Below are 19,747 nucleotides of genomic sequence, written 5' to 3' on the forward strand. Positions count from 1 at the left end.
CACCGCTTTTGTACACGAAAAGAACATTGGATCGTCGTCAATATCAGGTGGCAAGAGATGGGCCATGAGCTGACAGCATCGGCCGGCCAAGCACATGGGTTTCACGGATCGCATGGTCCGGCGCCAGGGTCATCAGCACCAGCAACTCCTCGGACAGACTCTGGCAGCGCGCGATGCGTCTTTCCAGCAGCGGCGTCGCCTTCAGATCGAGGACGATGAAATCCGCTTCGCTGCCGACGCTCAGCGTGCCGATGCGATCAGCCAAGCCGAGGATGCGGGCACCGGCAAGCGTCGCGAGATAGAAAGCCCGCAGCGGCGTCAGGCGCTGGCCTTGCAGCTGCGCGACCTTGTAGGCCTCGCTCATGGTTTTCAGCATGCTGAAGCTGCTGCCGCCGCCGACATCGGTCGCCAGCGCGTAGTTCATTCCGACGGCATCGCAGGCGGCGAGATCGAACAGGCCGCTGCCGAGGTAGAGGTTCGAGGTCGGCGAGAACGCGCAACTCGCACCGGTGGCAGCCATGCGCTCGCGGTCGGTGGTGTCGAGATGGATGCAGTGCGCGTAGATCGCACGCTCGCGCAGCAGGCCGTAATGCTCGTAGACATCGAGATAGCTGCGCGACTTCGGAAACAGCTCGCGCACCCAGGCGACTTCGCCGAGGTTCTCGGCCAGATGGCTGTGGATGAAAGTGTCCGGATAGTCGCGCGCCATCCGGCCGGCGCTCTGCAACTGGGCATTGGTCGAAGTCGGTGCAAAGCGCACGGTGATCGCGTAATGCAGCCGCGCGCGGCCATGCCAGTGTTCGATCAGGGCGCGGGTATCGCGCTCGCCATCAATCGCGGTATCGCGCAGATCGTCCGGGCAGTTGCGATCCATCAGGCATTTGCCGGCGATCAACCTCAAGCCGCGTGCTTCGGCCGCCGCGAAGATCGCTTCCGCTGATGCGCGATGGACGCTGCCGAGCACCTGTGCCGTGGTGGTGCCGTTGCGCATCAGCTCGTCGAGGAAGAACTCGGCAACTTCGCGCGCGGCCCCGGCATCGGCGAAGCGGCGTTCCTCGGGGAAGGTGTAGTGGGTCAGCCAGTCGAGCAGATCGGTACCGCCCGAGGCAATCATGTCGGTCTGCGGATAGTGGATGTGGCTGTCGATGAAACCGGGCAGCAGCAGCGCATCGCGGTGCTCGATCAGCGGCACGCCGGCAGCGACACCATTCAGCAATTCGCCGGCGGGGCCGACGGCGGCGACCTTGCCATCGGCGATCAGCAGCAGGCCGTCGTCCAGATACTGGTAGGCAGACGGCTCGTCCTGCGTGCCCGGATCGCCGCTGAAACGCAGCAGCCGGCCGCGATGGGCGACGGTTGCCTGCAGAGGACTGTCAGTGCGCAGCGCCATGCTCGATCCAGGTCAGTACGGTGGCGCGTTCGGCGTCGGTCATGCCGGTCAGATTGCCGATCGGCATCGCCTTGCTGCTGATCTGCTGCTGCATCGCCACGGTCTGCGTGAGGATGTGTTCGGGGCTGTCGAGCAGCAGGCCTTTCGGGGCTACGGTAAAGCCCGGCTGCGTCGGTGCGGCGGCATGGCAGCCGGCACAGCGCTGCGTGACGATTGCCTGCACGGCGGCGAACTCGGCGGCTGGGGTGAGGCTGGTCTGTCTGGGAGCGGCACTGCGTGGCGTCAGTGCCAGGGCGACCGCGGCGAGCAGCAGCAGGCCGATGATCAAGCTCACGGGTGAAGTCTTGCCACCGCGCTCATGAGCCTTGTGGCGGGCCACGAACCAGGCGCGAATCGCGGCACCGGCGGCACTCATCGCGATCAGTACCAGCCAGTTGTAGTGTGCGCCGTAGGTCATCGCGTAGTGGTTCGAGATCATCATGAACAACACCGGTAGGGTGAAGTAGGTGTTGTGCACCGAACGCCGCTTGCCGCGGATGCCGTGGATCGGGTCCGGCTCGCGGCCCTGCTTCTTGGCTTCCACGAGCTGGCGCTGGCCGGGAATGATCACGAAGAAGACGTTGGCGACCATGATCGTGCCGAGCGTGGCGCCGAACTCGATGTAGGCGCCGCGGCCGCTGAACAGATGGCACAGCGCCCAGGCTTCGACGCAGAGCAGCAGCGCGATCACGGCCGCCAGTGCTCGTTCGTTGCGCGCCAGCGGTGAGCGGCAGAGAAGGTCATAGACCAGCCAGCCGACGATCAGGAAACCGAGGCCGACGGCGATCGCCACCGGCTTGCTCAGCGCCATCACTGCCGGGTCGATCAGATAGATCTCGGCCTGCGCGTAGTACAGCAGGCAGAGCAGGAAGAAGCCGGACAGGAAGGTGCTGTAAGCCTCCCAGTAGAACCAGTGCAGATGCGGCGGCAAGGTCGCCGGTGCCACGCGGTACTTCTGCGGGTTGTAGAAGCCGCCGCCATGCACCGCCCACAGCTCGCCGCTGACGCCAGCCTCGCTCAGTTCCTTGCGCGATGGCGCGAGCAGATGGTTGTCCAGCCAGACAAAATAGAACGAGGCACCGATCCAGGCGATGCCGGTGATCAGATGCAACCAGCGGCCGAGCAGGCTCAGCCAGTCGAAAAGGTAGGACTCAAGCATCGGGATGGAAACTCTTGCCGAGCGAAGCCGGCTGATTGAGCAGGATGGTCTTCGGGTCGCGGCAGATGATCACCAGCACCACGATCGTTGCTGCATACGGCAGCATGCTCAGGAACTCGCTGGGCACGTCGATGCCGAAGCCCTGCGCGTACAACTGCATCACCGTCACGCCGCCGAACAGATAGGCGCCGAGCATCACCCGCAGCGGCTTCCAGGTGGCGAACACGACCAGCGCCAGCGCGATCCAGCCACGGCCGGCGCTCATGCCTTCGACCCACATCGGCGTCAGCGCCGTCGACAGATAAGCGCCGGCAATGCCGGCCATCGCGCCGCCGAACATCACTGCGAGATAGCGGATCGCGATCACCGGTTCGCCGATGGCGTGGGCGACGCTCGGCGATTCACCGGCCGCTCGCAGACGCAGGCCGCCACGGCTGTGATTCAGGAACCAGGACAGGGCGAAGTACAGCGCGATCGACAGATAGACCAGCGCGTCATAGTTCAGCAGCAGCGGGCCGATCACCGGCAGATCGCTGATGCCGTGGATGTCGAGCTTCGGCACCCGCTCGATCGGCATGCCGGCGTAACCGCGGCCGATGAACGCCGACAGGCCGACGCCGAACAAAGTCAGCGCCAGCCCGGTCGCCACCTGATTGGTCTGCAGGCTCAAGGTCAGGAACGCGAACAGCAGCGACACGGCCGTGGCGGCGAGCATGCCGGCGAGGAAGGCCAGCACCAGGCTGCCGGTGGCGATGCCGGCCGCGAAGGCGGCGACGGCACCGACCAGCATCATCCCTTCGACGCCGAGGTTCAGCACGCCGGCGCGCTCGGTGACCAGCTCGCCGAGCGCGGCATAGATCAGCGGCGTGGCCGCGACCACGGTGCTGACGAAGATCGGAATCAGATGCTCGAAGTTCATGACACGAATCTCGTCGTGGCGACCGAACGGGATTCGCGGCGTACGCGCCGCAGCCGGAACGTGATGAACAGATCGGCGGCCAGCAGATAGAACAGCTGGCTGCCCTGGAACAGGCCGGTGATCGACGACGGCAGTTGCAGATCGATCTGCGCCGCTTCGCCGCCGAGATAGAGCACCGACATCAGCAGCGAGGCCAGCACGATGCCGAAAGGATGCAGGCGGCCGACGAAGGCAACGATGATCGCTGCGAAGCCATAGCCCGGCGATACCACCGGCTGCAGCTGGCCGATCGGCCCGGCCACTTCGCTGATGCCGGCGAGGCCGGCCATGCCGCCGCCGATCAACAGCGCCAGCCAGATATTGCGCTTCTCGCTGAAGCCGGCGTAGGCCGCGGCCTGCGGTGCCAGCCCGGCCACCAGCATGCGATAGCCGGCGAAGGTCCTGGTCGAGAACACCCAGGACGCCACCGCCAGCAGCAGGCCGATGATGAATGCTCCCGTCACGCGGGTGCCTTCGATCAGCATCGGCAGGATCGCGTTCTCGACGAACACCTTCGACTGCGGAAAGTTGTTGCCGTCCGGATCGCGCCAGGGCCCGTGCACGAGGTAACCGAGCAACTGCTGGGCGATGTAGACCAGCATCAGGCTGACCAGGATTTCATTGGTGTGGAAGCGGGTGCGCAGGAACGCCGGAATCGCCGCCCAGGCCATGCCGCCCAGGGCACCGCCGATCATCATCACCGGCAGCGCGAATGAGCCCAGTGCTTCGCCCCAGAACAGCGCGATGCCGCCGCCAGCAATCGCGCCCAGCGTCAGCTGGCCTTCGGCGCCGATGTTCCAGACGTTGGCGCGAAAGCCCAGCGCCAGGCCCAGCGCGCAGAGCATCAGCGGCGTCGCCTTCAGCGCCAGTTCGCCGAGGTCGTAGGTGGTCGATAGCGGCTTCAGGAAGAACACCTGGAACGCGGTCATCGGATCCTTGCCGAGGATCAGGAACACGAGCAGGCCTGTCAGCGCCATCGCTGTCGCGGCGATCAGCGGCGAGGCCAGCCGCATCACTGTCGACGGCTCCGGCCGCTTCTCCAGGCGGAACGGCCAGAGGCTTTGCAGCAGCCGTTCAGGCAGCGACATCGGCATGCTCCAAGTTGTTGCTTTCGTCGGCATGCCCAGCTATCGATGTGGCCGCCATCAACACGCCGATCTGCTCGATCGTCAGTTCGGCAGAAGGCATCGTCGGCGACAGCCGGCCCTGATTGATGACGGCAATGCGGTCGCAGATCATGAACAGCTCATCGAGTTCTTCGGAGATCACCAGCAGTGCCACGCCCTGGTCGCGCAGATCGATCAAGGCCTGGCGGATCAAGAGCGCTGCGCCGACATCAACGCCCCAGGTGGGCTGGGCGACGACCATGATTTTCGGTGCCAGGCGAGTCTCGCGGCCGACGATGAATTTCTGCAGATTGCCGCCGGACAAGCTGCTGGCAATCGAGATCTCACCGCCGCACTTGACCTTGAACTGCTCGATGACGGCCGTCGCGAACGCGCGCGTGGCCCGCTGCCGCACCATGCCGAAGCGGACCATGCCAGTGCTGCTGCCACCACTGGCACCGGTCAGCAACGCGTTCTCCGCCAGCGTCATCGCCGGCACGGCCCCACGGCCCAGGCGTTCTTCGGGAACGAAACCCAAGCCGAGTCCGCGCCGCTGCGCCGGATTCAGCAAGCCCGCCGGCTGGCCGCCGATGCGGATCATGCCGGCATGGCTGCGGTTGATTTCACCAAGCAGGGTTTCACCGGACAACGCGGCCAGCAGTTCCTTCTGACCGTTGCCGGAGACACCGGCGATGCCGACGATCTCGCCTTGGCGAACGCGCAGATTGAGATCCTTGAGCCGGGTACCGAACGGGTCGCGCGTCGTCAGGCTCAGATTGGTCAGCTCCAGTTCGATTTCGCCGGGCTCGCGCGGCAGCAACTGGCAGGCAGTCAGATCGCTGCCGACCATCAGCCGCGCCAGGCTGGCATTGGATTCATCGCGCGGCACCGCGGTGCCACTGAGCCGGCCGCCTCTGAGCACCGTGGCGGTATCGCAGAGCGCACGAATCTCGTCGAGCTTGTGGCTGATGTAGAGAATGCTGACGCCTTCGCTGGCCAGCCGTCGCAAGGTCTCGAACAGCTTCAGTACCGCTTGCGGCGTCAGCACCGAGGTCGGCTCATCCATGATCAGCAGACGCGGCGACTGCAGCAGGCAGCGCACGATCTCGACCCGCTGCCGCTCGCCGACCGACATGCTGTGGATCAGACGATCGGGATCGACCGGCAGGCCGTATTTTTCGGAGACTTCGCAAATACGCGGAGCGAGGGCGGCGGGCTTGATCTTCTCGTCCATCGCCAGCGCGATGTTCTCGGCGACAGTCAAGGTTTCGAACAGCGAGAAGTGCTGGAAGACCATGCCGATGCCGAGCTTCCTGGCCTCGGCCGGGCTGGCGATCGCCACCGCCCGTCCTTCCCAGACGATGACGCCTTCATCCGGCCGGGTGACGCCGTAGACGATCTTCATCAAGGTGCTCTTGCCGGCACCGTTCTCGCCGAGCAGCGCATGAATCTCGCCGACGCCGACGGTCAGATCGATGTGGTCGTTGGCGATCACGGTCGGATAGCGCTTGGTGATGCCGCGCAGCTGCAGGCGCGGCGGCAGTGCCGCATCAGTCGTCATCGCTGAGGCAGGTCCTTGAGAAGATGCCGAGCCGTTCGTTCGGCTTGCGGGCAGGCCGCGCAGCCATCGACAGAGCAGGTCTCCGCCTGAGGCATGGGAGTTTCGAGCTGCGGTGCTTTCGATTCGGCGCGGCTCACCGCCGTCAACTGCAACAGCTGCGCTGCGATGCCGACGGCGATTGCCGCCGGCAGCTTCGAGGCAATGCCGACAACGCCGATCGGACAGACCAGCGGCGCGATCTGCGCAGCGCTCAGGCCATCGCGCGCCAGCCGCGCGCGGAAGCGCGCGCCCTTGCTGTGCGAGCCGATGACGCCGACGAAAGCGGCATCACCCCGTTCGAGTATCGCGCGACACAGCGCGTAGTCCAGCGCGTGGTCGTGGGTCATGACGATGTAGTACGTGCCGGGCGCCGCGTCGCGCAAGGTCTGCAGCGGGAACGCCGTGCACAGCGGCGTGACGTTGTCGGGAACATCGGCCGGCAGCAGTTCGGCTCGTGTATCGATCCAGCGCACCGCATAGGGCAGCCCGGCCAGCACCGGCACCAGCGCCTGACCGACATGGCCAGCGCCGTAGAGATGCACGGGCAGGGCGCTGCTGCCGAGGTTTTCGAGGAGGGTCCGGGTGCCGTCTTGGCTGCTGATGAGGCGCAGCGCTGGTCTGCCTTCTCCCTTCGGGAGAAGGGCTGGGGATGAGGGACTGCGCCCGACTGCGGCGTTCGACGATTTCGGCTGAGAGCGCCCCTCATCCCCATCCTTCTCCCGGGGGGAGAGGGGATAGCGGCTCACTTCACGCTCAACTGTCCGGTCAGGCTTCAAGCTCGATCGCCAGCAGCAATCGTCATCCGTGGCCCGCTGCAGTAGGGCCTCATCCGCTGCCACAAACCGCTCCAACCAAAGCTCGACCACGCCCCCGCAGCACTGCCCCAGCTCGGCACCAAGAATCAGCTTGCGAACCTGCACCGCTGGTGCATCGACAGAAGCCAGCAGCGCCAAGGCCGCACGCTGCGCTTCCCATTCCAGATAGCCGCCACCGATCGTGCCGACGAGTCCATCCCGGCCGACCAGCATGCAGGCACCCGCTTCACGCGGTGCCGAACCACGCACGCTGGCCACCAGCACGCGGACCACGGCGGTCTCGTGCTGCAAGGCGGCGAGCACTGCGCGTGGCCAATGAGTCATGGGCGCGAGCCAGCGGCCGTTGCTGGCAGTCGATAGCGGCTGGGCCTGCATCGCGACACTCACGAGCGATCACCGGAGACGCTGGCAATCGCGCGCAACACCGCTTCGGGTGTTGCCGGTGACGGAAGCTCCGGCAGCGCTCCTGCAGGACCACAGGCCGCACAGGCATCGCGGATCGCATGCAGCACCGAGATCGCCAGCATCAGCGGCGGTTCGCCGACGGCTTTCGAGCGATGGATCGTGTCTTCGCGGTTCGGCTCCTGTTCGAGCAGCGCGACCTTGAACTGCGCCGGCCAGTCGCGCGCGGTCGGGATCTTGTAGGTCGAGGGCGCGTGGGTCTTCAGCTCGCCCTTTGTATTCCAGCTCAGTTCTTCACTGGTCAGCCAGCCGGCGCCTTGCAGGAAGCCGCCCTCGATCTGGCCGATGTCGATCGCCGGATTCAGCGACGTGCCGACATCATGGAGGATGTCGACCCTGAGCAAGGACGTTTCGCCAGTCAGCGTATCGATGGCGACTTCGGCAACCGCCGCGCCATACGAGTAGTAGAAGAACGGCCGGCCGCGCAGCAGCGTCCTGTCCCAGTAGATCTTCGGCGTCTTGTAGTAGCCGGTGGCGGACAGCGAGATGCGCGCGAGATAGGCCTTGTCGACCAGCTCCGCGAAGCTCAAGGACTGATCGCCGATCTGCACGCTGCCGTCAGCGAAGCGCACTTGATCGGCGCTCACCGCGTACTCGGCGCAGGCCAGTGCCACCAGCCGCTCGCGGATCGTCTGCGCGGCGGCTTGCGCGGCCTTGCCGTTGAGATCGGAGCCGCTGGATGCGGCCGTCGCCGAGGTGTTCGGCACCTTGCTGGTATCGGTCGCCGAGACGCGGATCGCCGCCAGCGGCAGGCCGAACTCGACGGCGACGATCTGCGCGATCTTGGTGAACAGGCCCTGACCCATCTCGGTGCCGCCGTGGTTCAGCAGCACGCTGCCGTCGCGATAGACATGCAGCAGCGCGCCGGCCTGATTGAAGATTGTCGCGTTGAACGAGATGCCGAACTTGACCGGCGTCAGTGCGATGCCGCGCTTGATGATCGGGTTCGCGGCGTTCCATTCGGCAATCGCCAGACGCCGGGCGCGGTAGTCGCTGCTGGCTTCGAGCTGATCGGCGATCGGCGGCAGCACATTGTCTTCAACCTGCTGGCCGTAGGGCGTGAAATCGCGCTCGCCGATGCCGTAGAAATTCAGCCGCCGGACATCGAGCGGATCGAGCCTCAGGGTTCGGGCGATGTCGTCGATGATGCCCTCGATCACCATCATTCCCTGCGGGCCACCGAAGCCACGGAACGCGGTGTTCGACACCGTGTGGGTCTTGCAGCGATGCGACAGCACATCGAGATGTTCGATGAAGTAGGCGTTGTCGAGATGGCAGATCGCGCGGTCGTTGACCGGGCCGGACAGATCGGCCGAGTAGCCGCAGCGCGAAGCCAGCATCACCGACAACGCGAGGATGCGACCGCTGCTGTCGTAGCCGACGTCGTAATCGGCCACGAAGTCATGGCGCTTGCCGGTGATGATCATGTCGGCATCGCGATCGAGCCGCAGCTTCACCGGTCGGCCGGTCTTGGTGGCAAGGACGGCCGCGGCGGCCGCAAGCAGCGCCGGCTGGCTTTCCTTGCCACCGAAACCGCCGCCCATGCGCCGGCATTGCACGGTCACGTCGTAGGAATGACGCCCCAGCGCCAGCGCCACGAGATGCTGGATTTCAGTCGGATGCTGTGTGGAGCAGTGAATCAGCATCGCGCCATCTTCCTGCGGCAGCGCGATGGCGATCTGGCCTTCGAGATAGAAGTGATCCTGACCGCCGATGGTCACCGAGCCCTTGAGCCTCAGCGGCGATGTCGCCAGCGCCTCCGCAGGCTCGCCGCAGACCAGCCGCTGGCTCGGGATCACATAACTCTGCGCGGCCAGCGCGCTGCGGATATCCAGGATGGCCGGCAGTTCCCCGTACTCGATATCGGCCAGCAAAACCGCCTTGCGCGCGGCGCGATAGCTGGTGGCGGCAACCGCGAACAGCGGCTGGCCGACATGCTGCACGAGGCCTTCGGCAAAGATCGGATCGTCATGGACGATACCGCCGTAGTTGTTGTCGCCGGGAATATCGCCGGGCAGGGCGACGGCGATGACGCCGGGCGCGGCGAGCACGCGGCTCAGGTCCAGCCTGATGATGCGACCATGGGCGACGCGGCTGGTGCCGAAGGCGGCGTGCAGCGTATTCGCTGGCAGGCCAATGTCATCGGCGTAAAGCGCCTGGCCGCTGACATGCAGATGCGCGCTTTCATGCCGTACGGACTGGCCGACCGCAGTTGCATCGAAGCCGATCGGATCGGCATTCACAAGACGACCTCGGCGGCTTGCGCCTGGTCGGTACGCAGCAACGTGTTGCCACCCGAATGCTGGAGATGGAAGCGCTTCAGCAGATTCATCGCGGTCTGCAGGCGATAGCTGCTGCTGGCGCGCATGTCGCTGAGCGGCTTGTAGTCCTCCGCCAGCTTCGCCGCGGCTGTGGCGATCGTCGCCGCGGTGAACGGTTGGCCAATCAGAGCGGCTTCGGTAGCCGGCGCCCGTGCCGGCGTCGCCGCCATGCCGCCGAAGGCGATGCGCGCGCTGCTGATGACGTCGCCATCAAGGGTGATCGCGAACGCCGCGCAGACGGCGGAGATGTCCTGGTCGATGCGCTTCGACAGCTTGTAGCTTTCGAAGATCAAACCCGATGCCGACTTCGGAATGCGTACCGAGGTCAGGAACTCGCCCGGCTGCAAGTCTTTCTTCTGATAGCCGAGATAGAAGCGCTCCAGCGGCAGCCGGCGGACGACATCGCCGCAGCGCAGTTCGATGTCGGCACCGAGCACGATCAACGCCGGCATCGCATCGCCGATCGGCGAGCCATTGGCGAGGTTGCCGCACAAGGTGCCGGAGTTGCGGACCGGTGGCGAGGCGAAACGCTGGGCCAGTTCGGCCAGCTGCGGAATCTGCTTGACGATTGCCGCCCAGGCGTCAGTCAGCGATACGGCAGCGCCGATCTCGATGCTGTCGTCACTGAGCTTGATCGCCTGCAGCTCGGCCACTTCGCCGACATAAAGCATCGGCGGCAGGTCGCGCAGATGCTTGGTGACCCAGAGGCCGATGTCGGTGCCACCGGCAAGGATCAGCGAATCTGGCGCGGCTTTGTAGGCCGCCGCGAACGCGACCAGGGTGCGGGGCGCCTGGAAGCCGGGCAGGGTCAAGGCTGTCTCGCGTTGCAGGCTGGCGAGGGTCATCACGCGGCTCGATGCCTGGGCGTCTTCGCGGCTCCAGCGTGCAGGGGTCGGATAGGCGCGCATGCGGCAGCCGGCGTCGATGATCGGCCGGTAACCGGTGCAGCGGCACAGGTTGCCGGACAGCGTGTCGACCACTTCGGTGCGCGCCAACTCGGCCCGGTCCCTGTTTTGGTGCTGGGCCTGCTGTTGATAGAGCGCGAACAGCGACATCACGAAGCCCGGCGTACAGAAACCGCACTGCGAGCCGTGGCAATCGACCATCGCCTGCTGCACCGGGTGCAGCGTGGTGCCCTGCTGCAGACTTTCGACGGTGACCAGTTCCTTGCCGTCGATGGTTGCCAGGAAGCGGATGCAGGAGTTGACGGCGCGGTAGTCGATGCCGCCGCTGCTATTCAATTCACCGAGCACCACCGTGCAGGCACCGCAGTCACCTTCGGCACAGCCTTCCTTGGTGCCGGTACGGCCGGCCTGCTCGCGCAGGTATTCGAGCACCGTGGTCGATGGCTCGGCCACGTCGACACTGACCACCCGGCCGTCGAGGGCGAAGCGAACGCTGTGGTCTGAACCTATCGACATGAAGCGCATTCCGATGGAAATGGCCGGCCGAATGCCGGCCGGCATCCATCTTGCCAAGAGAATCCCCAAGAGCAACTGGGGCGCAGGGCAGAAGCCACGGCAAAGCCTGCCGGCAGAGCGGCCCTGGGCGAAATGCTGACCTCCGGTTTGACCATGGTCGTCGACATGCGAAAGCAGACCTGAAAGCGGCCCGATGAATCCCTGATGAGGCTGGGAAGCGCAAGGCTCATGCCAGTCCGGACGATTCTCTGATCTTCAAGTCGACAATCTTCAATCATTTTGTATGCAGTTCTACGGGCTGGTTGCTGCGGAAGAATACATGCAGACCTGCAGCCAAAAGCCTGATTGCGCGCACGAAATCGCTTGAACCAAGCGAAACAGGCGGTCTTGGAATCGGCCGTTGCTGCCACGACAAGACGGGACGAAAGGCGTCCGAGCGAACAGATCGCATCGGCGATGGCATGCTCGTTGCACTTGCTTTTCTGGAATGTATGCAATTTGCCGAACGCGTGTGGGGCGCGTCATCGGACGGCAACCGGGGCTTTGGGTGAACGAGCCGTTCACCGAATCATTTCTTTCCAGGGGAGTAGGTTTATGAAGCGTAGGAAATCGGCGCGCAGACTGCGCGCGGTGAGTCTGATCATGCTGAGCGGCAATCTGGGGGCTGCGGGCCTGGCCATGGCGCAAACCAGTGAGGAAACGCCGGCACCGGCTGCGGAAACAACCACGACAAGCGAGTCGGGCGCCACCCAGCTGAAGCAGGTCGACGTTCGCGGCGTCAACCGCGCAGTCAACATCCTGAACAACGAGAAGGTTGATTCGGTCTTCGGCTTCGACAAGAGCATCAAGGACACGCCGCGCTCGATCACCTCGATCAGCAAGGAAACGCTGGACAAGCTGAATATCAACAACATCGACGATCTCGTCGTGTTGAGCCCCGGTTCGTTCACCCAGTCGTTCTTCGGCGTGGCCGGCTCGCTCGATCTGCGCGGCACCCCGGGCGAAACCTATTTCCGCGGCGTGCGCCGCATCGACAATCCGGGCAATTACCCGACTCCGATCGGCGCCAGCGACCGCATCGACATCGTCCGCGGTCCGGCTTCGCCGATCTTCGGTCCGTCGAAGGTCGGCGGCTATCTGAACTTCGTCCCGAAGTCCGAGCGCGCCCAGGACAAGACCGATGCCTCACGCACCGCCGGTGAAGTCGGCGTGACGCGCGGCAGCTTCGACAAGAACGTGATCCACGGCGAAGTCGGCGGCCCCGGCGACGTGGCCGGCAAGAAGTTCGGCTATTACCTGTACGCCGAGGGCGAAAGCTCGGGTTCGTACTACGACAATTCGGGCACCGACCAGAACATCTACCAGGCGGCGCTCGACGCCCAGCTGACCGAAAAATCGCGCATCGAATTCGGCGGCATGTACCAGGACTACCGCGGCAACCAGGTGGCTGGCTGGAATCGCCTGACCCAGGACCTGATCAACCACGGCACCTACATCACCGGCAGCCCGAAGTCGCTGGACAGCAACGGCGATGGTCTGCTGTCGGCAGCCGAATCTGCTGCGGGCGATCTGGCCATCTTCTATCCGTTCGGCAGCACCAATCCGAATGCCGCTTTCGGCAACGTCAATTCACAGACGGCGGAAACCGTGAATGCCGATCTGGCCGCGCATCCGAACATGGCGCTGCAGAATCCGGGCACGACCAAGCTCAAGGGCTCCCAGACGCTGACCCAGAAGGATGATCGTCTCGACAGCAAGGTGATCACCTTGTACTTCGACTTCATCCACGACTTCAGCGATGACTTCAAGGTCGTCAACAAGACCTTCTACGAGTCGCTCGACAACGTCAACGAGAACGTCTACGGCTTCTCGCAGTTCGCCGATACCTATGCGATCGAGGATCAGCTGAACTTCTCGTACACCTGGGCCGGCAACGACTACGTCAAGGCCGCGTACCAGCTCGGTGCGTCGCTGCGCTATCAGGACTTCGAACACGGCGACAACTTCGCGTTCGAGTACTTCGATCGCCGCGACATCACCCAGCCGGGCACGCCGGTCGATCGCCGCACCCTGACCACCCGCGATGGTCCAGGGATCGAGCCCTGGTCCAGCCACACCATCGGCAACTACCTCGATACCGGTGTGGCAGCACTCGCCGACTACAGCTTCCTCAAGTCGATTCACCTGCTGGTCGGTGGTCGCTGGGATTGGGTCAGCGTTGATTCCACGGCTTGCAACGTCAACACCGTCGCTTGCGGCGGCACCAAGTTCAGCGGCAACGAGAACAAGCCGTCGTGGACGATCAGCTTGAGCTACGACGTGCCGGTAGTCGGCCTGACGCCGTACGCGACGCGCGCTTCGCAGTCGACCCTGATCGCCGGTCAGGGCGGCCAGGTGGATACCGGCAATGTCCAATCCGGTTCGGCGCTGGCCAAGTCTTCGCTGACTGAAATAGGTGTCAAGGGCAGCTATCTGAAGGATCGTCTGTTCCTGTCCTTCGATCATTTCAAGCAGCAGCGCACCGATCTCAACTCGCAGGACACGGTCACCAACAACACCACGGAATCGAAGGGCTACGAGTTCGAGTTCCGCGGCGTGGTCACCAACAACCTGGCGATCACCGGCGCTTACACGCATCTCGATGTCTACAACCTGTCGGCGCTGCAGAACGGCAACCAGTTCGGCTTTGCCGGCGGCAGCGATCTGCCGGCGGGCGTCGATCCCTCGCTGATCTACGGCGGTGTCATCAACGGCCTGACCACCATCGGCACCGGTGGCAACACCAAGGGCCGCAAGGCCGGCATTCCGGATGATCTGGTCAGCCTCAACTTCATCTACAACTTCAGCGCCGGCCTGCTCAAGGGCCTGACCAGCACCATCGGCGTCACCCATGCGTCGTCGACGTACTCGGGCTTCTCGCAGGCGGTGCAGCTGCCTTCGTACACCTTGCTCAACATCGGCATGAACTACGAAACCAAGCACTGGAAGCTCGGCATCACCGGCAAGAACCTGACCGACGAGAAGTACTTCCGCTCGAACTTCCCGGATCTGTTCGGTTCGACGGTGGTGCTGCCGCAGCTGCCGATCAACTGGCTGGCCACGGTCGCCTACCGGTTCTGAGCCTTGCACCGAGGCCGGGCGCAATGCCCGGCCTCATTCAAGGTTGATGCGAGATCAAGAAATGAAACTTTACCCATCCGGCCTCCGGGCCGGAGTCTTTTCCGTCGTGCTCGCCGTGATGGCCCTGATGCCGCAAGCCTTCGCTGCGAAGGCCAAGTCGCAAGTCGGGGATTTCCCGAAAGCGAAGATCGCGCTGGTCGGCGGCACCTTCATCAACGATGCGCTGCTGAATTCCAGCGGCATCCTCAAGGGCAGCTTCACGATCAAGACCAGGGTCGGCCTGTCGCCGGTGATCTGGTATGGCGAGACCGAAGGCGTGCCGTTCTACTACGTGCACATGCACGGCGACGGCAAGTACGTCGAAACCTGGGCAGCGCTGGCGCAGCTCGGGGTCCGTGATGCGATCGGCGGCGCTACCGCCGGCGGCATCAATCCCTCGATGAAGCTCTACGACTACGTGGTGCCGCACGATTTCATCGACATGAACATCACGCGTCCTCTGGCGATGCCGAAGGAGGCGTACAAGGATCCGGATGCGATTCCGATCCCGCGTTATGTACCGGCGATGGATCCGCTGCTGCAGCGGATCCTGATCGACGAAACGGCTAAGGCCATTCGCGCCAGCCATGACTACGACGACATCGGCCTGCACGAAAGCGGCGTGGTCATCCAGTCGCGCGGCGGCCGTTTCGAGACCGCCAGCGAAGTGAAGATGATGGGGCAATGGGGCGCCGATCTGGTGACCATGAGCATCGGCACCGAGATGACTTATGCGCGGATGATGGGCATCAACTACGCAGCACTGGTGTCGATCTCGAACCCGGCCGAAGGCGTCGGCAGCTGGGATTGGGACACCATCAAGGCGGTTTATCCGCGCATCAATCCCTTGAGCTTGCGCATCGTGCTGGCGGCGATTCCGAAGGTCGCGGCGATCGGCGACGAGGTTCCCAGAGTCGGTGATGCCCTGCGTTTCCATCCGGAAATGACCAGCGTTCCGGCTACCGAAAAGAAGACCCAACCATGAACAAGCGCGTACTGCTGAGCCTCGTCCTGCCGCTGGCGCTGATCGGCGGCTGCGCAAAAAAAACGCCGCCGCCGATCGAGGTGAAAGTCGTCGTCGTCTCGATGTTCGAGATCGGCAAGGACAGCGGTGATACCGCCGGCGAGTTCCAGCTCTGGTACGAGCGCCAGAAGCTGAGCCAGAAGTTTCCGTTCGCCCATCATCACGATCTGTTCTTCAACCCGGAGACCGGCGTGCTCGGCATGGTCACCGGCATGGGCACCGCCAACTCGGCGACTGCGGTGATGGCGCTCGGACTCGATCCGCGCTTCGATCTGTCGCACGCCTATTGGTTGATCGCTGGCATCGCCGGCTTCGATCCGGCCGACGCGTCGCTGGGCTCGGCGGCCTGGGCCGAGTATCTGGTCGATGCCGATCTCGCCCACGAGATCGACGCTCGTGAAATGCCGGCGGACTGGCCCACCGGCTATTTCGCACGCGGCAGCAAAGGCCCGTACATGAAGCCGCATCCGCAGTCCGAAGGCGAAGTGTTCCACCTCAACGGCGCGCTGACCGAATGGGCCTACCAGCTGACCAAGGACGTGCCGCTGGCCGATAGCGAAGCGCTGCAGAAGCGGCGTGCGCTGTATGTCGGCTATCCGAACGCGCAGAAGCCGCCGTTCGTGCTCAAGGGCGACAATCTCGCCGGCATGACCTACTGGCACGGCAAGCTGCTCAACGACTGGGCCAATGGCTGGACCAAGTACTGGACCGACGACAAGGGCGAGTTCGTGTCCTCGGCGATGGAAGACACCGGCAGCTTCCAGTCGCTGACCTATCTGTCGCCGACCGGCAAGGTCGACATGAACCGGGTCATGGTGCTGCGCACGGCGAGTAATTACACGATGCAGTCGCCGGGCATCACGGCCGCCGAAAGCCTGTTCGGCGAGCATGGAGAGGAGGGCTATTCGGGACTGACGGCTTCGGTGGAAGCGGCTTATCAGGTCGGTTCCAAAGTGGTCGACGAGATCGTCACGCATTGGGACGTCTACAAGGACAAGGTTCCGGCCGGCCAATGAACTCGCCGGTCGCAAGGATCGGCCGGGCTGTCGATCCGGTCGACGAAGTCCTGCCGCTGCCCCAGTTGGCGACCTACGGCGTCCAGCATGTGCTGGCGTTCTATGCCGGCGCGGTGCTGATTCCGATCATCCTGTCTGGCGCGCTGGGCCTGAGCCACGAGCAGCTGATCCATCTGATCAACGCCGATCTGTTCACCTGCGGCATCGCTTCGATCCTGCAGGCAGGCGGCATCGGCAATGTCGGCGTGCGGCTGCCGCTGCTGCAGGGCGTCACCTTCACGGCGGTCAGCCCGATGATCGCGATCGGCCTGTCGGCCGGCGGTGGGGTGCCTGGCCTGTTGCAGATCTACGGCAGCGTCATCGTCGCCGGCGCCTGCACGTACTTTGCCGCGCCGCACTTCGCACGGCTGCTGCGTTTCTTCCCGCCAGCGGTGACCGGCACGGTGATCCTGATCATCGGCATTGCCTTGCTGCCGGTGGCGGCCAGCGATGTCGTCAACGGCGTCGGCCCGCACCGGATGCAGGACCCGGTGGCACTGAAGAACGTGCTCTACGGGCTGGCGACACTCGGCGTGATCGTCGCGATCCAGCGCTTCTTCCGCGGCTTCGTGTCGACCATCGCAGTGCTGCTCGGCCTGGTCGCCGGCACCTTGCTGGCCTGGGCCTGCGGCGATGCCCATTTCGATTCTGTGCTTGCAGCGCCGGGCTTCGGCTACACCACGCCGTTCCATTTCGGCCTGCCGACATTCAATCTGTTCGCGATTCTGTCGATGCTGATCGTCATGCTGATCACCATGATCGAGACCACTGGCGACGTCTATGCCACCGGCGAAATCGTCCAGCGACGCATCCGGCCGGACGATATCGCCCGCGCCATCCGTGCCGATGGTGCAGCGACGTTTCTCGGCGGCATTCTCAACTCGTTCCCGTACACCTGCTTTGCCGAGAACGTCGGCCTGGTTCGCCTCACGCAGATCAAGAGCCGCTGGGTGGTGGTCGCCGCTGGCGTGGTGATGCTGATGCTCGGTTCGATGCCGAAGGCGGCGGCCGTGGTCGCGGCGATCCCGCATCCGGTGCTCGGCGGCGCGGCGCTTGCGATGTTCGCGGCGGTCGCCGTGGTCGGCATCCAGACGCTGTCGCGAGTCGACTTCAACGACCATCGCAACATCGTCATCGTCGGCACCAGCCTCGGGCTCGGCATGCTGGTCACTGCCCAGCCGAATCTGGCCGCCGCGTTTCCCGGCTGGGCACAGACCGTGTTCGGCAGCGGCATCACGCTGGCGGCGATCACCGCGATCCTGCTCAACCTGCTGTTCAATCACGTCGGCCGTGGCAGCCTCAGTCCGACCGCTGCGGTGGCCGGCAGGCCAGGCGGCCTGATCGGTCTCGATGCCGTCAACGCAATGGATGCGGAAGCCTTCGAACAGACCTTCGGCGGGCTGGTCGAGAACACGCCCTGGGTGCTCGAGCGTGCCTGGGCGATGCGGCCGTTCGCCGACACCCTGGCGCTGCGCGCCGCGTTCCAGAACGCGTTGATCACCGGCAGCAGTGAGGAACAGCTGCAGCTGATGAATTCCTTCGCCGATCTTGGCAGTGCTGCCGACGCCCACAATGACTACCGGCTCGATCCCGCTGGAGCTGAAGCCGGGGCCGCAGCAGGCGGCCGCAACGAAGATGGGCGAAGCGAGGTGCACGAGATGGCGCAAGCCTATCGCGGCCATTTCGGCTTTCCGCTGATCATCTGCGCGCGTGACAGCGAGCGCTACCAGCGCGCCGTGCTCGAAGGCTGGTCGCGGATGGCCAATGCCGCGGCGGTTGAACGCGCCGCCGGGCTGATCGAGATTGCCCGCATCGCCAACGCCCGCTTCAATGATCTGGTCGCCGACGCCAACCCGATCCAGACGGCGAGGGCGCGGGCCTATCGCAATGCCTGAGGCTTCGATGAAACCGTCACGTTCTGTCCCGCTGATCAACATCGCACCGCTGATGTCGGGCGATCTCGAAGCCCGCCGCAAGGTCGCGAGCGAGATCGGTGCCGCCTGCCGCGGCATCGGCTTCTTCGCAGTCACCGGCCATGGCATCGCGGTGGAACAGATCGACGCCATGTTCGCCGCTTCGCAGGCCTTCTTCGCGCTGCCGCTGGCGGACAAACGAGCGCTGGCGATGAAGCTGCACGGCCATAACCGCGGCTATGCCGGCTACGGTGACGAAGCGCTGGACGAACACGCCGCGCCCGATCTCAAGGAGGCTTACAACCTGATCTGGACCGATGGCCAGCAGCGGCCGCCGAACCTGTGGCCCTCGCTGCCGGGCTGGCGTGAAACAGCGGAGAACTACTTCGACGCGGTGCTGGCAGTCGGCCATCACCTGCACCGCGCTTTCGCGCTGGATCTGGCGCTGCCCGAGCAGCACTTCGCCGACAAGATCGACCAGCCGATGGCCACGCTGCGCATGCTCCGTTACCCGGATCGGCGACCGGACGACATCACCGAGGGTGAGGTCGGTGCCGGTGCCCACACCGACTACGGCAATCTGACCCTGCTGGCGACCGACGGCGTCGCCGGCCTGCAGGTGCAACCACGCGGCAGCCATGAGTGGATCGACGTGCCGGCGCTGCCCGGAGCCTTCGTCTGCAATATCGGCGACTGCCTGATGCGCTGGTCGAACGACGTCTACATGTCGACTCCGCATCGCGTCCTGCCGCCGCCGGCCGAACGCTATTCGATCGCCTTCTTCCTCGACCCGAATCCGGAAGCGCTGGTCAGCGCGATCCCGAGCTGCGTGCCGACCGGCAGCGCCGCGAAGCATCCGCCGATCCTTGCTTATGACTACCTGCAGTCCCGGTTTGCGGCAACCTACGGCGGCTGAGGCGATGACCGACTTCCCCAACACCACGGGTCCCCGGCAGGTCGTGCAGGCCTGGGTAGCGCGCTTCAATGCCGCCGACATCGATGGCCTGGCCGCGTTGTATGCGGAGACTGCCGTCAATCATCAGGTGGTCACCGAGCCCCTGCATGGCCGTGCGGCGATCCGTCGATTGTTCGAGGTCGAGTTCGGCCGCGCGCAGATGGTCTGCCTGGTCGAAAACCTGTTCGAGGACGGCGAGTGGGCGATCCTGGAATGGCGCGATCCGAACGGACTGCGCGGCTGCGGCTTCTTCCATGTGCAGCAGGGCAGGATCGTGTTCCAGCGTGGTTACTTCGATCAGTTGTCGTTCTTCCGGCTCAATCGGCTGTCGGTGCCAGAAAGCTATCTCGGAGGCTGAGGCCGGCCAGCG

At 64.6% G+C, this 19,747-nt stretch carries 14 protein-coding genes; 6 read left to right on the top strand and 8 right to left on the bottom strand.

The window, feature by feature from the left end; translation table 11 throughout:
• Positions 1 to 43: 43 nt before the first annotated feature.
• Genes guaD through xdhA form a run of 8 tightly spaced genes read right to left on the bottom strand, consistent with a single transcriptional unit; the run spans position 44 to position 11,271 of the window.
• A complete protein-coding gene (gene guaD, locus G513_RS0105970; RefSeq protein WP_022975915.1) occupies positions 44 to 1,390 on the bottom strand; it encodes a guanine deaminase in 1,347 nt (448 codons plus the stop codon).
• The gene (locus tag G513_RS0105975; protein WP_022975916.1) at positions 1,374 to 2,588 is read right to left on the bottom strand and encodes a urate hydroxylase PuuD; all 1,215 of its coding nucleotides are present in this window, start codon (positions 2,586 to 2,588) and stop codon (positions 1,374 to 1,376) included. Before G513_RS0105975 ends, guaD begins: the two co-directional genes overlap by 17 nt.
• Positions 2,581 to 3,507, bottom strand: a complete 927-nt coding sequence (locus G513_RS0105980; protein WP_022975917.1) for an ABC transporter permease — start codon at positions 3,505 to 3,507, stop codon at positions 2,581 to 2,583. The genes G513_RS0105975 and G513_RS0105980 overlap by 8 nt, the downstream gene beginning before the upstream one ends.
• On the bottom strand, positions 3,504 to 4,634 hold the full coding sequence (locus G513_RS0105985) for an ABC transporter permease (RefSeq protein WP_051144360.1): 1,131 nt from the start codon (positions 4,632 to 4,634) through the stop codon (positions 3,504 to 3,506). Before G513_RS0105985 ends, G513_RS0105980 begins: the two co-directional genes overlap by 4 nt.
• Complete coding sequence (locus G513_RS21645; RefSeq protein WP_022975919.1) at positions 4,621 to 6,213, bottom strand: ABC transporter ATP-binding protein; 1,593 nt, start codon at positions 6,211 to 6,213, stop codon at positions 4,621 to 4,623. The genes G513_RS0105985 and G513_RS21645 overlap by 14 nt, the downstream gene beginning before the upstream one ends.
• Positions 6,210 to 7,442, bottom strand: coding sequence for a xanthine dehydrogenase accessory protein XdhC (gene xdhC, locus G513_RS21650; protein ID WP_022975920.1), 1,233 nt, complete (start codon positions 7,440 to 7,442; stop codon positions 6,210 to 6,212). The genes G513_RS21645 and xdhC overlap by 4 nt, the downstream gene beginning before the upstream one ends.
• A gap of 8 nt (positions 7,443 to 7,450) precedes the next feature.
• The gene (xdhB, locus tag G513_RS0106000) at positions 7,451 to 9,772 is read right to left on the bottom strand and encodes a xanthine dehydrogenase molybdopterin binding subunit (protein WP_022975921.1); all 2,322 of its coding nucleotides are present in this window, start codon (positions 9,770 to 9,772) and stop codon (positions 7,451 to 7,453) included.
• Positions 9,769 to 11,271, bottom strand: a complete 1,503-nt coding sequence (gene xdhA, locus G513_RS0106005; protein WP_028475195.1) for a xanthine dehydrogenase small subunit — start codon at positions 11,269 to 11,271, stop codon at positions 9,769 to 9,771. Before xdhA ends, xdhB begins: the two co-directional genes overlap by 4 nt.
• Before the next feature lie 594 nt (positions 11,272 to 11,865).
• Here xdhA and G513_RS0106010 point away from each other — a divergent pair.
• The 6 genes from G513_RS0106010 (at position 11,866) to G513_RS0106035 (ending at position 19,735) form a co-directional block, all read left to right on the top strand.
• Positions 11,866 to 14,391 (top strand): TonB-dependent siderophore receptor, encoded by a 2,526-nt coding sequence (locus G513_RS0106010; protein ID WP_022975923.1) that lies wholly within the window; start codon positions 11,866 to 11,868, stop codon positions 14,389 to 14,391.
• 61 nt (positions 14,392 to 14,452) lie between these two features.
• On the top strand, positions 14,453 to 15,415 hold the full coding sequence (locus tag G513_RS21655; RefSeq protein ID WP_169560525.1) for a phosphorylase family protein: 963 nt from the start codon (positions 14,453 to 14,455) through the stop codon (positions 15,413 to 15,415).
• The gene (locus G513_RS0106020) at positions 15,412 to 16,470 is read left to right on the top strand and encodes a purine nucleoside permease (RefSeq protein ID WP_022975925.1); all 1,059 of its coding nucleotides are present in this window, start codon (positions 15,412 to 15,414) and stop codon (positions 16,468 to 16,470) included. The genes G513_RS21655 and G513_RS0106020 overlap by 4 nt, the downstream gene beginning before the upstream one ends.
• Positions 16,467 to 18,404 carry a solute carrier family 23 protein gene (locus tag G513_RS0106025; protein WP_028475197.1) on the top strand — a complete coding sequence of 646 codons (1,938 nt, stop codon included), beginning with the start codon at positions 16,467 to 16,469 and terminating at the stop codon, positions 18,402 to 18,404. Before G513_RS0106020 ends, G513_RS0106025 begins: the two co-directional genes overlap by 4 nt.
• 7 nt (positions 18,405 to 18,411) lie before the next feature.
• The gene (locus tag G513_RS0106030; RefSeq protein WP_028475198.1) at positions 18,412 to 19,338 is read left to right on the top strand and encodes an isopenicillin N synthase family dioxygenase; all 927 of its coding nucleotides are present in this window, start codon (positions 18,412 to 18,414) and stop codon (positions 19,336 to 19,338) included.
• 4 nt (positions 19,339 to 19,342) lie between these two features.
• The gene (locus G513_RS0106035; RefSeq protein ID WP_022975927.1) at positions 19,343 to 19,735 is read left to right on the top strand and encodes a nuclear transport factor 2 family protein; all 393 of its coding nucleotides are present in this window, start codon (positions 19,343 to 19,345) and stop codon (positions 19,733 to 19,735) included.
• Positions 19,736 to 19,747 lie beyond the last annotated feature (12 nt).

The organism is Nevskia ramosa DSM 11499 (assembly GCF_000420645.1).
GTDB classification, from domain to species: domain Bacteria; phylum Pseudomonadota; class Gammaproteobacteria; order Nevskiales; family Nevskiaceae; genus Nevskia; species Nevskia ramosa.

Bases quoted from the DNA above. Each gene is read 5' to 3' on its own strand.
- guaD (WP_022975915.1), bottom strand. From the start codon at position 1,390: ATGGCGCTGCGCACTGACAGTCCTCTGCAGGCAACCGTCGCCCATCGC.
- G513_RS0105975 (WP_022975916.1), bottom strand. From the start codon at position 2,588: ATGCTTGAGTCCTACCTTTTCGACTGGCTGAGCCTGCTCGGCCGCTGG.
- G513_RS0105980 (WP_022975917.1), bottom strand. From the start codon at position 3,507: ATGAACTTCGAGCATCTGATTCCGATCTTCGTCAGCACCGTGGTCGCG.
- G513_RS0105985 (WP_051144360.1), bottom strand. From the start codon at position 4,634: ATGTCGCTGCCTGAACGGCTGCTGCAAAGCCTCTGGCCGTTCCGCCTG.
- G513_RS21645 (WP_022975919.1), bottom strand. From the start codon at position 6,213: ATGACGACTGATGCGGCACTGCCGCCGCGCCTGCAGCTGCGCGGCATC.
- xdhC (WP_022975920.1), bottom strand. From the start codon at position 7,442: ATGCAGGCCCAGCCGCTATCGACTGCCAGCAACGGCCGCTGGCTCGCG.
- xdhA (WP_028475195.1), bottom strand. From the start codon at position 11,271: ATGTCGATAGGTTCAGACCACAGCGTTCGCTTCGCCCTCGACGGCCGG.
- G513_RS0106010 (WP_022975923.1), top strand. From the start codon at position 11,866: ATGAAGCGTAGGAAATCGGCGCGCAGACTGCGCGCGGTGAGTCTGATC.
- G513_RS21655 (WP_169560525.1), top strand. From the start codon at position 14,453: ATGAAACTTTACCCATCCGGCCTCCGGGCCGGAGTCTTTTCCGTCGTG.
- G513_RS0106020 (WP_022975925.1), top strand. From the start codon at position 15,412: ATGAACAAGCGCGTACTGCTGAGCCTCGTCCTGCCGCTGGCGCTGATC.
- G513_RS0106025 (WP_028475197.1), top strand. From the start codon at position 16,467: ATGAACTCGCCGGTCGCAAGGATCGGCCGGGCTGTCGATCCGGTCGAC.
- G513_RS0106030 (WP_028475198.1), top strand. From the start codon at position 18,412: ATGAAACCGTCACGTTCTGTCCCGCTGATCAACATCGCACCGCTGATG.
- G513_RS0106035 (WP_022975927.1), top strand. From the start codon at position 19,343: ATGACCGACTTCCCCAACACCACGGGTCCCCGGCAGGTCGTGCAGGCC.